This window comes from Streptomyces sp. RP5T (assembly GCF_003933965.1).
GTDB lineage: Bacteria > Actinomycetota > Actinomycetes > Streptomycetales > Streptomycetaceae > Streptomyces.
Genome location: NZ_RSAJ01000250.1, coordinates 1 through 11935 on the forward strand (window position 1 = coordinate 1; position 11935 = coordinate 11935).

The window sequence follows — 11935 nt, forward strand, 5'->3', positions numbered from 1 at the left end:
AGCCGTCGTGACGCCCGTGGCGATCAGCCGCCAGAACTGCCGCTGCACCACCCGCGACGGATCAGGCCGGCCAGGCGAGCGCATCGCCGGCCTCAGCGCCCGATCGGCACGCCACTGCCGCCGAAGCTCCTCGGGCACATCGCCGGTCTTCCTGCTCCAGTCCTCCGTAGCGATCTTGAACACCTCCGAAATCAAGGTGTTGCGACGACCGGTTGAATCCGCCCTCGCTGCCGCGATCGCTGTGGATCACGCGTCCGGGCTCCAGACCGCCTCGGCCGTAGGCCATGTCGAGGGCGTCGACGACGAGCTCTGCGCGATGGTGATCGGCCATGGCATAGCCGACGACCTCGCGGGTGGCCAGGTCCAGCCAGCAGGCGAGGTAGAGCCAGCCCTCAGCCGTCGGGAGATAGGTGATGTCGCCGACGAGCTTGATCCCGGGACGCTCGGCGCGGAAGTCGCGGCCGATCAGATCCGGGGCCGGCCTCGCCTTCACGTCCGGCCAGGTCAGAAGGGATGCAAGAACCGGGCCAAGGCCCGCCTCAAAGTCGCCCGCGCCCACGCCAGCGTTGCTGACGCCCGCAGCGAGTTCCTCCCCCCATCCAGCTCTCAACCAAGCTGATCTCCGAGAACCAAGGGATCGCCGTGGAGGACCTGTCGGTGGCAGGACTGGCCCGCACCAGGCTGGCCAAGTCCGTGCACGACGCCGGATGGTCATCCTTCATCGGCATGCTGGCATACAAAGCGGAACGGTACGGGCGCACCCTCATCAAGATGGGCGGGTTCACCGACCTCCCAGACCTGCCACGCCTGCGGCACCGTGGACGGGCCCAAACCCCCAAACGTCCGGGAGTGGACCTGCAGTGCCTGCCGCACCGTCCACGACCGGGGCCACAACGCCGCACTCAACATCAAACAGGCCGCCAGGTTGCGGTGTGGCGTGAAGGGCTTGCGTGGTCGGCGTTGTCGGTGGACTACCAGCGCATCCTCACCGCGCTCGCGGACCGGGCCCGGCTCGGGCAGGGGCCGCTGACCTGCCAGGAGATGGCCGCTTTGTTCGGCATGGATGTGGTTCCGGCGCGGGTGGAGGCGCTGAGGTCGAAGGCGAAACGCCTGGTCGCGAGGGGCTGGCTGGCCGAGCCGGCGCCGGGCCGGTTCACGCCCGCCCGCGGGGTGAGCGGGCCAGGCGGCGGGTCATGAGCAGGGTCATCGACCAGTAGATCATCGCCTCGGCGCTGGTGGTGCGGCGTTCGAAGTCGCGTGCCAGGCGGCGGGTGCGCATCAGGTGGGCGAAGCGACGCTCGACGATCCACCGCTTGGCAGGGCCACGAAGCCACGCATGTCGTCGCTGCGTTTGACGATCGCCAGGACCAGGGCGAGCGCGACCAGGCAGTACTCGACGAGGGGGCCGGTGTACCCGCCGTCGGCCCAGACCAGCTCCAACTGGTGGTGGGCGTAGGCGACTTGGTGCAGCAGGACCTGGGCGGCGGCTCGGTCGCCGGTGTCCGCGGCAGTGACCATCACGCCCAGCAGCAGGCCGAGCGTGTCGACCACGACGTGCCGCTTGCGCCCGTTGACGAGTTTGCCGCCGTCGAAGCCACGGCTGTCGGAGCCGACGACGGCATCCGCCTTGACGGACTGCGAGTCGATCACCCCGGCCGTCGGCTCCGCGTCCCGGACCAGCCGCTCGCGGACTCGGGCGCGCAGCCGGTCATGGAACTCTCTGACCAGGGCGTGGTCGCGCCAGCGGCGTAAGAAAGCATACGTCCGGTCCCACGGCGGGAAGTCGGCCGGCATCGCCCGCCACTTGACGCCGTTGTCCACGAGGTAGCGGATCGCGTCCAGCAGCGCGCGGTGGCAGTATCCCTCCGGCCGGCCGCCCCGCCCGCGCATCCAGCCCGGCACCGGCAGCGGCGGCCGGACCACGGCCCACTCCGCGTCCGTCATGTCCGTCGGGTACCGACGCTGCCGTTCGGGCCGGTCGGCCGCGTTGCCGTACACGTGCGCGAGGCAATCACACGTTGGAGCGGCCGAGTTGGACCGCCCGGCCATCGACACGGAAGACTGCAGCACAGGGGCCTCCTGTTGCTCTATGGATTCGACACCCACGAGCTGTTCAGGAGGCCCCGTCCTCATGCTCTGGCCCCGGCAGGATTACCCGACCGGGAATCCGCGTTCGACCGCCACCGCTCAAGATCGAAAAGACAACAGCTTCTCATACGGGACAACCTCAGCTGTTGTGTGTAGCTCGACCGCGGCAGCGAACACCGCGAGCGCAAGCGCCCGTGGCCTCGGACCTGAGCGACTCGGGACAGATCGAGCAGGACGCCAGCGGCATCATCGTGCTGCACCGCGAGGACGCCTACGACTTTGATAACCTGACCGTAACTCCGTTCAGGGCACAATTCTCTGCGGTGGGCGCCCAGCTGCTTCCACCGCTTGCCTCGGCGACGACCACGAACGAGCAAACGCAATTATCGTCCGGATGATTGCCTCGACGGTGAACGCGGAGCGTAGGCTTGGGCGGGCGTGGCGCTGGTACGGTGCTCAGAACCGCTGGACGGCGGCCGCCCCGGCGATGGGGGGATCCTCGCGGCATCTGCCATGCTTATGGAAGTGGAAGATGCCGATGGGCTGGCATTCACCACTTTCAGCGGGCTACTCGGGCTACTCAATCGCGCGTAGCGGTTTTCCGCGGCGGCTAGCATGGCTACTTCTGTTACTGCATCGGCGTTGGCTAATTCTCTTACTGCATCGGCGTACTGAGGCTTGTCGGCCTCCGTGGTCGAGGAACCACCACTGAGTCGATTGCTGGCCCTCCGGACCAGACGGCCTATCTGGCTTCTCGTACGGGTGAGCGCGGCTGCCGTTGCGTCACGGGCCTCGGCGCTTCGCTTGCTTGCCGAGCGCTTAAGGTCGGCAAATCCCTTCTCAGAGAGGGTCCAAGCCTCAGATGCAACGTCAGCGGCGGCCCCTCTGCGTTCCGCTCTTTTCTTCGATGCACTGTCGGCAGGAGAGAAACCGTGCGCGCGTACAGTCTTGTCAGGGCGCATCTCCCATGAAAGTGCGGAGTCGGAATCGGAAGGAGCAGGGCCGGCAGCGGAAGCCTCGGGGTTAGGGGTGGTCATGTTCGCTCCTACGTGAATGGATCGCTGATCCGTACAACGGGAAATCAGGAGGCGGGGTTCAACCCATTGTGGTTCAGAGTGCGCTTGATCCGCCTTGGTGTCACGCATCGCCCGAAAGGCGACCTCGGACAGGCGCAGAAAGTCGGTGGCTACTTGCGCAGCCACCGACTCATCGCCCTGGACCAGCTCATGGACGGCGGCCACCGTCTCCTGGGCACTGGCCGGGCTGTCGTTCTTCCAGCCCACCGCCTTCTTCGCCACCTCGCCGGTCCACTGCCGAAGGCCCGTGCGCTCATTCAGCGGCGGGTTCCTGATCAGCTCGAACCGGTCTGGCCAGCAAGCCAAGACCCGGTGCACCTCATACGACACACCATCCTGCCGATACTCGGCCGGCCACTGAGCGGCCACCCACCTCTGCGTACGTACCGTGTAGAAGGAGAGGCCGAGCCGGTCGGCGGACAATCGCAGCGACGCCTCCACTCTCAACAGCTGCTCGTCATCGATCGACAGGTGCCCGCCGTGACTTCGAAGTGGCTCTATCTCCAAGGCCGCGTCACCACTACCGAATTGCGCGCGAGCCTCTACTTGGATCAGGTCGAGAGAGTCAGCCACCAACTCCTCAAACCGCCCGCTGTCCACACTCCCGATCGTCTCGAGCCCGCCCGATCACCTACTCCACGGAAAGGATCGAGACCCCTCACCCCGAAGGCGCCCGCCCCGCCTGCCCTCCCGAGGGTCCGCTCTCATCTACACCGGGAGGGTTAGCTCATTAATGCGGCCGCTTCGCAGGCATCTTCATTACATCCTCTTCTTTCCCTTGTTTATCGATGCGTTATGGGCGGCAGGGGTGGCCGATGTTGTCGCGCTAGCGTCGACGCTTTGGGAGGTGTGCGTTCGAGTCGGAGGAAGCATTGACTGCATGCCGCCTGGAATGCTTCGGATACTCGCCGGGGCGCTGTTGTTTGGGGATGCGATGCCGAGTGTGCCTGTTCGACTTGCGGTAACCATGGAGACGGTCGACTGCGACTGAGGGCCGCCAAGGGCTGGCAAATATTCCCGGGATTCGAGAGCTGCGGGATTCCCGAAGAAGTGTTCTTCGTGATCCTTCTTACTTGCCGCTTCCTCTACCCTGGACGGGCCAGTTGCCGACATCGCTGCGAGCGTACTTATTCCCATTGCGGCGGCATTAGCGATGGGATTTTCGCCTCCCTGGTAAATGGCAGCAGCTATTACTGCTCCCATACCGATGCCTTGCAGAGTTGTCTTACGCATGTCGGGTATGCCTGCGCGCAATCCATCCTTCTTCGCGGTCTCCCGGGCGGAGGTTCCATAATTGACCATGTCCAGGAGTTGCGTCAGGCTCATCGTGACATTTCCTGCAGTCTTTACGGCATTTCCGGAGGGGTTACCTGACTGCTTGAGCGACTCTCCCGCAATCACTAGGGCAGCGGCAATGCTCTTGATGGCAGTCGCAACTTGCGTTCGTTCTGCCATACCCAAACTGACAATACGCGCTACCTTCACACTCCAACCGCCGACACCGTCGGGAGTGGCCTTTGCGAGGGGGCCGTTGTTGTCATGAAAGCTTACGACGGGCAAGTTTTGAATGTTGGGAGATCCGTCACTGCCGTGTTCTGTGTGGGTGCGGCTGATCGTGGGGGATGTAAAGGCAGATTCAGCGTCTTGGGAATTTACCGCGGCGGTCCGTTGCCTGAGCGTGGAAGCGACCTTTCGAGTTAACCTAATCTGTTCGGCTACCTGCGCGAAAGCGGACTCCCTTGGTGTAGTCAAGGTGACCTGCTCGTTGGGCCAGTCGAAGCCGACCCTGATCCCGTCCTCGGCTTCTTCTGCGGCCCGGTCCTCCTGGACTGTCGACAGGGGATAGCGCGGTTCTTCCGGCATATCAGATGTCCTCTCACGTAGACGGCTCTGCCTGCGATAGAACTGAACGGCCCCGCAACCCGAACGGTTCACGGTCAGCCCGAACGGACACGTTTTTCGCAGAAACGGGCCCGGAAGCGGGCATGGCCCATTGGACTGACGTGGGAGCTGCGAAGCGAACGGCTCACGCTCACCCACGAGTTGGTCCGTGATAGCGGGTGAGGCGTGCTGGTCCATTCGAGGACGGCAGTTCAGACCTGAGCAGTGCGGTCGGATACGAGGCTGGCGATGGCGCGGTAGGTGTCGGGCAGGCGGTCGTGGCGATGTGTCCAGCGCGTCAGTTGCTTCCAGCGTTTGCGATCGGCGAGGGCGTGTCCGACGGTGATGCGGTCGCAGGAGTGCCCGTGGCGTTGCGTTCCCACTGCTCGACTCGGCCAGGCAATGCTCCCGGACGTGGTTTCCTGGGCAGTGTGATCGCCTGTCCGCGGTGATCGCGGCTCAGGCCCAGGTAGCCGTCGCCGACAGAACCTCGACGTCTGGGAAGTGCTGGAAGCAAGAGGTGATGCCTTCGTTGCATCGCGCATAAGCATGCCGGCCCTTCCCCGGCCGGGACACAATCGTGTTCATCACCTCCGGCGTCAGCCTGCTGCTGCCGACCGTGGTCCGCCGGGCCCGCCTGCGTGACGCCTCCGTGCAGGAAGAACGGTTCCTCGCCGAGACCACCGCCCCAGACACAGCAACTGCAGTTCTTGATCATGCGGGTTGTGTCATGCCGTCGCGGCGGCGCTGACGTTGTTCCAGCGCCGGTGTGCTGCGGTCGCGCGCTGCTGGTGTCCGCCGCGTCAGGCGGACCAGTGCAGCAGGTGATCGAGGTCATGGCGGGGCGAGGGCAGCACGCTGGCCCGCAGTAGGCGGAGCAGTTCGCAGACGCTGGCTGACCGCGACGAGTCGGCCGCGGGTGGCCTGGGCGCTGGTGCGCAGGCGTGAGGACGAGGACGGCGGCGGCGAGCATGCTGAAAGTCCACCGCATCCAAGAGTTCCAGCAGGTGCTCTGGCCCTGGTCGAGGCCACAGGCACTCTTGCCGAACTGGAAATCCTCTTCGATCTTCCAGCGGCAGCAAATCACGTCGACCACCGAGCCTCTTCAGAACGGCCACCGATCGGGTGACGCCGGGAGCAACAGCCGGGACCGGCACGGCGGCAACCTCCGCGCTCGGGAGCATCGTCAACACCTGCCACGACATCACCCTCGCGAAGCACTACTGAAGAAGCTCGTGTGGCCAGGGCCACGGGGGCGACGGAATGAGTGGACGTTAAGTCCGTTTCTGGTAGCGGCCTCGTCCGGGCTGGGTGAGGAAGCCTTGACGGAGGAGGCGTCCGAGACGGCTGCGGGTGATGTTGACGGATGCCTCGTCGGTGGGCATGCCGAGGAGTTCGTGCAGCTCACGGGCTCGGAACTCCTGGCCGGGGTGCTGGTTGAAGGCGTTCACGATGGCCTGGTAAACGCTGTTCGTCTCGGGCGCTTCGGAGTCTTCTTGGGTCGGTGCGAGTTCGGCGATGACTTTCCGGGTGGTCGCCAGGTCCGTGAGTCGTGCTTCGATCTCGGCCAAGGCGGCGGTCAAGCGCCCGATCTGGCCGCGTAGTTCACCGGCCCGAGCCGTGGCCTTCTCGTGCTGCGTCTGGAGGTCTGCCAGGAGCTCGAGGATGTTCACGCAGCTAGCTCGAGGGTGTCGCGCCAGGCCGGACTCGGGGTGGTGAGGCGGCGGGTCATGTTCGCGATGGAGGCCCAGTAGACGCGCGAGGCAGAGGTGTCGGGCCGGTGGTCGTACTCACGGGCCAGACGCCGGTGCAGCATCAACGTGCCGTTGACCTGCTCCACGATCCACCTTTTCGGTTGCGGGACGAAGCCTTTGCCCTGGTCGGCCGGGTCACGGCGGGCGACCTCGACGTCGATGTCCAACAACGCGCCATGGATGAGGACTTCGTCCTTGAAGCCTGGTCCACCAGGGCCTTCTCCAGACGCATCCCGCACCGCTCGGCGGCCTGGTCGAGCAGGATGATCAGCCCCAGCACGTCGACGGCCAGTCCCCGCTTGCGGCCCGAGACCTTCTTGTTGGCGTCCAGTCCCGTCGTGGTCTTCGGGACACCCGCGGCCGCGCGGACGGACTGGGTGTCGGTGATCACGAGGGACGGGTCCTCTAATCGCCGGGCTCTCTCCCGTACCTGGCAGCGCAGGAGTTCCTGAATCCGCTGGTCGAGCCCGTCCTGGCGCCACAGGCCGAAGTAGTAGAACACCGCCGACCAGGACGGCAGGTAATGGGGCAGATAAGCCACTGGCAGCCCGTCCGGTTCTGATAGAAGATCGCGTTCACGACCTCCCGCAGATCACAGGATCCAGGATCTCCGGTCGCTGACCGTGCCACCCGGTCCTGTTTCCAGGCCGTGATCATCGGCTCGATCAACGCCCACTGCCCGTCCGATAAGTCGCTGGGGTACGCCTCTCGCTCCATGCCCACATCTCAGCATGCACATGCCCAGCGGATGGCCCGCCCGACGATCAGTACCTCGATCGAGCGATCACGAACCGAGAAAGATCGGACTTAACGTCCACTGACAGCGATAGAAGGAGAATTCGCCGGTGCAGCGGTGACGCCGGATGACCAGGCGGGAGTGGCCAGGCTCGTGTCCGGTCGGGGTGTCGTCGGCGGGTACATCAAGCAGGGCCCAGTCGTAGGGGCGGTCGCCCTTGAGCCCACGGCCGGTGCGCATGCGTGCCCAGGCGTTCCTGGGAACGCGCCCGGCAAATACGGCGGCGGTGAAGGTGCCGGCGGAGGCGGTGACACGGTGGTCAGTCTTGACAGCCATGGCGTAGTCAAAGCCCAGGCGGCGGGCAGCCACGCGTAGTTCGCGGCCGCCGTACACCCCGTCAGCCGTCCAACGGGCGTTGATGCCCAGGGCGCAGGCGCGCTCGAGCATGCCGACGGCCAGCTGCGGCGTGGTGGCGAACTCCCCTTCGTCGGGAACGTGGGTGACCATGCGCCGCTCTTCGTCAGCGGCCCAGGCCCTGCGCAGCTACAGCTCCCGGTCGATCCTCGCGTGGCCGTGTTCGAGACGCTCAAGGGCCGCAAGCACTGGTCCAGCGAGCGCAAGGCCCGCCTCGACGCATTCAGCTGGCTGCACCGCTACAACACCCGCTGCCGCCACTCCCACCTCGGACACCGCAGCCCAATCGCCTACGAAACAGCGTCCCGAACAGTACCAACTACCCCGGCCCAAGCCGCATAACCCGTGTTCCAAGATTCCGGATCAAGGCCCAACTCGACCTGGCCCCGCGCGAGGAACACGAAGCGATTCGCGCTCGGCGGCAGCTCCAGGACACCGACCACGGGCAGCGACTACGCCACCCTCGCCGGCGTCGAAGGCACCATCGCCCACGAGCTACTCCGCTGCGGCCTGCGCAGAAGCCGCTATACGGCCTGTACAAGACCCGCCTTCAATACGTCTTTGCCGCCGCTCTCAACCTCATCCGAACCGATGCCTGGCTGACCGGGACACCACTTGCCAGAACCCGCCACACCTCCCGCTTCAACCGCCTGCGCCCCACATAGACAACCGAGTTCGCCAACGGCGTCCTCCAAGGGGCACCATCCCACTTGGCGACTCCCCACGTGGACCGTACCCGTTTGGTGATGCCACCTGACGTGCAATGAACCGAGTTATAGATGCTTCCGTTACTCCCTTGCGGACTATGACAGGGAGGCTTGGGTGACCCAAGAATCACCGCGCTATCCACCTCGCAGGTGGCCGTGGGCTGAAAGGCCTAGCAGCCGGTGCTCAGTCACCGGCAGTGGGGACCGATCGCTCAACGACGCTGTCGCAGGCGGGTGGACGGGAAGCGCAGGCAGAACTGCCCACGTCGGTACCCGACGTGTAGACAAGCGTGCGAAGCCTCTGGTGAAGGCGGGTTCTCTCAGTCGAGAACCCGCCTACCAGGACCTGTCCGGCCAACCCGTGACTAGTCCGTCTCTTAGTCGCTCATATGAGCACGTCAGCACCATCTGACGGACGCTGAGCGGGAGGGCGGTCCCGGCCGAGGAGGACGCGACGGACGAAATCGACATCGTCACCGACGGCGGCCTCGTCAGCTTCTCCAGGATCCACACGCTCCTGGGCTCTAGCGCCCCTCACGTGATCGACGTGCTGCGCCAGGCTGACCGACTTCACGTCCCCTACTTCCGAAGGAGCCGCCATGGCGAACCCCCATCGCCTGAACGATGATCCAGACGCGCACCATCTCGTCCAGCTGCTCGGCATGCTGCCCGGCCCGGACGACATCACCTTCTGGCACACCGTGGACCGCAACGGCCGCCGGGCCGAACAGGAAGAGGCTGAACTGACCGGACACAGTTGCCTCATCAAGAAGATGGAGATCGGCATCCGCGGTCTCCTGAACCCCGAACAAGGCGACATCGCCTACTTCTGCGAGTACCTGCTGCGGTTATTCAGTGGCGAACGCCCCCTGCTGTGGGAGCACCTCAATGCTTACGTCGCACACAGTGACATCGACCGCGCCGGTGAGCGATGGGCCCGTGACCTGACCGACACCGCCTGGCAGCTGTTCGTGCGCTATGGCTCAGGCGGGCAGCGGGCCCTCACCGTGAACTGGTCAGCAGTCACCAAGATTCGCTGAGACCCGACGACACCGAAAGGTAAATCAACCTGTGCTTGGCAACAACTGGCTGGCAGACACTGCCGCCGCTGCCGCCCTCTCCGCGCTCGACGCCCACTACGCAGCACTCGGATGCAGGACACGCAGCCGCCGCCTTGAGGACTTCCTCGACGACATCGCACCCCACCAGACCAAGGAGGCCACCAAGACGCTGCGCTCCGCTTTCGCAGCGCTCGCCGATGGCGAGAGGTCTCCGCTGACCATCCGAGAACTTGCGCAAGGCACGTGGCTCACTTTCCTGGAACCCGCTCAGGGCCTCGCTGAAATAGTTGACCGCTACGGAGTCGGTGGGGCCGTCGGCCGACGCGGAGCCTACGGCCGCCAATGGGCCCGATACGCTAGTGACGCCGCCTGGACGATCTGGATCGTCTCGGGCGGATACAGCAGCCACGGCTCAGGAATAGCCCGCTGATCTTCCGTCCCCACTACGGCGCGCCGAAACGCGAAGAAGCCAGAAGGGGAAAGGGGACCGGGTGGTCAATAACTTGGGATACGGCACAGCAGGGTGTCTCAGGCTCGGCGTAACGGCTCCGTCACCGTCGAACAGGCCGTCGGCCGAACCCTTGGCGCCGGCTGTGGGAGAGCGAGCGGGCGCGGCTGGAATGTCTGCGGGCGAGGCCGGGGAGAAGGACAAGCGCATCCGTGAGCTGGAGAGGGGGCGTGATGTGTGCTAGCCGGTGACATGGAGGAGACTCCAACAGCTCAGATGGCACGTACGGCTTGCCGAAGGTGTTCTTTGACCTGGTGTGCCGGGGCTCGCGGGTGTCAGTGAATACCGTCGTTGGGGTAATTGCCGAGCCTGGGCCGGCCGGACGGAAGGTTCGCAGGTGCCGGTCGCGACCGGTCCGTGCAAGCAGCCCGCGGCTGCAGACGTCGTCCACGGGACTTCACCGCCGAGAAGCCCGACCTCGTCTGGGCAGGTGACATGACCGAGATTCGGTGAGGACAAGCTCCACCTCGCTACCATGATCGACCTGTTCTCCCCTCGACTGCATGGTTACGCGGCGGGTGTTCGGCACGGCGCCGAGCTGGTGGCCTCACTCAATAGTCGCGGTCAGCCGGGGCGGCGACGCCCGCGGCATGATCATGCATACGGACAGGAGCAACGAGTACTGCGCCCAGACGGGACAGCGGGCCTGCCGCAAGCGGCGCATCACACGGTTCCATGGGCAGAGTGGGATCTCTTTTTCTACAAGACCAGGCCGCAACACAGCGTATGCAGATTCAAGAGCCCGACCGACTACGAACGTGATTACCGAGCCCCCTCACCGGGGACAGGCCGCATAAATCTTCTCAAAGATGCACGGATCGACGTCTTTAGTTGCTTACAGAAAGAAGAAGGGATGCGCCGCTATCGAAATCCTCATAGACCATCATCGAGTCCAGCACGTTCGCCACTGGCAAGACGACCTCCAAGCAGTGAGCCGCTTCAGAACGGCCACCGATCGGGTGACGCCGGGAGCAACGGCCGACATAAGCACGGCGGCAACATCACTGCTGGGGAGCGTCGTCAACACCTGCCACGACATCACCCTCACGAGGCATTACTGAAGACGCTCAGTCCGCTCCACTATCATCCCATCGCTGGGTAGGAGACTTTGTACTGTGACTAAGGCAAGAGAACCCGGCACGGCTCGCCCGGCCGACCGGCCGGCCACCGCCGCACGGCTGCGGAACCTGCGGACCCGGCTCCTGTCGCTGGCCGCGATCCAGTCTGATCGTCTTGTAAACCAGAAGCTGGTGCAGGTGGACGCCCGCAAGCGGCATTACGCGATAATCGCCACGCTTTATGAATTCGGACCCGAAAGCCAGGAGGAGCTAGTCTCCCGCACCGGGATCCACCGTAGTGAAATGGTCACGGTCATAGATGAGCTGGCCGACCGTGGAATGGTAGAACGCTCGCCTAACCCTGCCAACCGCCGTCAGAACGTCATTACCCTCACCCAGCAGGGCCGCCGACAACTACTGAAGCTCGACAAACTGCTGGCCCAAGCGGAGGACGAAGTGCTTGCACCCCTCACGCCGTCAGAACGCGAGCAACTTGCCCGGCTTCTTGCAGTCCTTGTACATCACCACGGCTGACGCGTTGGCGCGTGATAGCGGGCGCGTTCGCCCGGGGCGCGCAGTCTGGCCTGGTCGGTTGAAGTGCTGGTAGGGGGAGGGCTGTTCGCTGTGGGGGGCCTTGACTTTGGTCAAGGAG

The 11935-nt window shown here is 64.9% G+C and carries 10 protein-coding genes and 5 pseudogenes; 6 read left to right on the top strand and 9 right to left on the bottom strand.

Annotation, left to right across the window (positions count from 1 at the left end; all coding sequences use genetic code 11):
- Positions 1 to 226 precede the first annotated feature (226 nt).
- Positions 227 to 505 (bottom strand): annotated as a pseudogene (locus EHS43_RS48015) (DDE-type integrase/transposase/recombinase); the annotation flags it as partial.
- Positions 506 to 921: 416 nt separating this feature from the next.
- Between EHS43_RS48015 and EHS43_RS24365 the strand changes: the two are divergent.
- A pseudogene (locus EHS43_RS24365) lies at positions 922 to 1197 on the top strand (hypothetical protein); the annotation flags it as partial.
- On the opposite strand, the gene EHS43_RS48020 reads toward EHS43_RS24365, so the two are convergent.
- Complete coding sequence (locus EHS43_RS48020; protein WP_260470689.1) at positions 1154 to 1390, bottom strand: transposase; 237 nt, start codon at positions 1388 to 1390, stop codon at positions 1154 to 1156. The pseudogene EHS43_RS24365 and the gene EHS43_RS48020 overlap by 44 nt on opposite strands.
- The gene (locus tag EHS43_RS24370) at positions 1279 to 2070 is read right to left on the bottom strand and encodes an IS5 family transposase (protein WP_260470688.1); all 792 of its coding nucleotides are present in this window, start codon (positions 2068 to 2070) and stop codon (positions 1279 to 1281) included. The genes EHS43_RS48020 and EHS43_RS24370 overlap by 112 nt, the downstream gene beginning before the upstream one ends.
- A gap of 179 nt (positions 2071 to 2249) precedes the next feature.
- On the opposite strand from EHS43_RS24370, the pseudogene EHS43_RS48025 reads away from it, so the two are divergent.
- Positions 2250 to 2366 (top strand): annotated as a pseudogene (locus EHS43_RS48025) (DnaB-like helicase C-terminal domain-containing protein); the annotation flags it as partial.
- A 105-nt stretch (positions 2367 to 2471) separates the two neighbouring features.
- Here the strand turns inward: EHS43_RS48025 and EHS43_RS24380 are convergent.
- The 3 genes and pseudogenes from EHS43_RS24380 to EHS43_RS48030 all read right to left on the bottom strand — a co-directional run.
- A complete protein-coding gene (locus EHS43_RS24380; protein ID WP_125192897.1) occupies positions 2472 to 3764 on the bottom strand; it encodes a DUF6192 family protein in 1293 nt (430 codons plus the stop codon).
- A gap of 159 nt (positions 3765 to 3923) precedes the next feature.
- A complete protein-coding gene (locus EHS43_RS24385) occupies positions 3924 to 5027 on the bottom strand; it encodes a hypothetical protein (protein WP_125192898.1) in 1104 nt (367 codons plus the stop codon).
- A gap of 230 nt (positions 5028 to 5257) precedes the next feature.
- A pseudogene (locus EHS43_RS48030) lies at positions 5258 to 5615 on the bottom strand (IS5/IS1182 family transposase); the annotation flags it as partial.
- A gap of 10 nt (positions 5616 to 5625) precedes the next feature.
- On the opposite strand from EHS43_RS48030, the gene EHS43_RS46605 reads away from it, so the two are divergent.
- Positions 5626 to 5796, top strand: coding sequence for a hypothetical protein (locus tag EHS43_RS46605; protein WP_185806382.1), 171 nt, complete (start codon positions 5626 to 5628; stop codon positions 5794 to 5796).
- Between the two features lie 523 nt (positions 5797 to 6319).
- On the opposite strand, the gene EHS43_RS24395 is transcribed toward EHS43_RS46605, so the two are convergent.
- The 3 genes and pseudogenes from EHS43_RS24395 to EHS43_RS24405 all read right to left on the bottom strand — a co-directional run bounded on the left by EHS43_RS24395 (position 6320) and on the right by EHS43_RS24405 (position 8078).
- A complete protein-coding gene (locus EHS43_RS24395) occupies positions 6320 to 6718 on the bottom strand; it encodes a hypothetical protein (protein ID WP_185806383.1) in 399 nt (132 codons plus the stop codon).
- Positions 6715 to 7516: pseudogene (locus tag EHS43_RS24400) on the bottom strand (IS5 family transposase). The gene EHS43_RS24395 and the pseudogene EHS43_RS24400 overlap by 4 nt, the downstream one beginning before the upstream one ends.
- Positions 7517 to 7583: 67 nt before the next feature.
- Positions 7584 to 8078 (bottom strand): transposase, encoded by a 495-nt coding sequence (locus EHS43_RS24405; protein WP_260470690.1) that lies wholly within the window; start codon positions 8076 to 8078, stop codon positions 7584 to 7586.
- Positions 8079 to 9255: 1177 nt separating this feature from the next.
- Between EHS43_RS24405 and EHS43_RS24410 the strand changes: the two genes are divergently transcribed.
- The 3 genes from EHS43_RS24410 to EHS43_RS24420 all read left to right on the top strand — a co-directional run bounded on the left by EHS43_RS24410 (position 9256) and on the right by EHS43_RS24420 (position 11817).
- Positions 9256 to 9696, top strand: a complete 441-nt coding sequence (locus EHS43_RS24410) for a hypothetical protein (RefSeq protein ID WP_125192900.1) — start codon at positions 9256 to 9258, stop codon at positions 9694 to 9696.
- Between the two features lie 31 nt (positions 9697 to 9727).
- Positions 9728 to 10147: a hypothetical protein gene (locus EHS43_RS24415; protein ID WP_125192901.1), complete on the top strand. Its 420-nt coding sequence runs from the start codon at positions 9728 to 9730 to the stop codon at positions 10145 to 10147.
- A 1193-nt stretch (positions 10148 to 11340) separates the two neighbouring features.
- Complete coding sequence (locus tag EHS43_RS24420; protein ID WP_125192902.1) at positions 11341 to 11817, top strand: MarR family winged helix-turn-helix transcriptional regulator; 477 nt, start codon at positions 11341 to 11343, stop codon at positions 11815 to 11817.
- Positions 11818 to 11935: the final 118 nt, after the last annotated feature.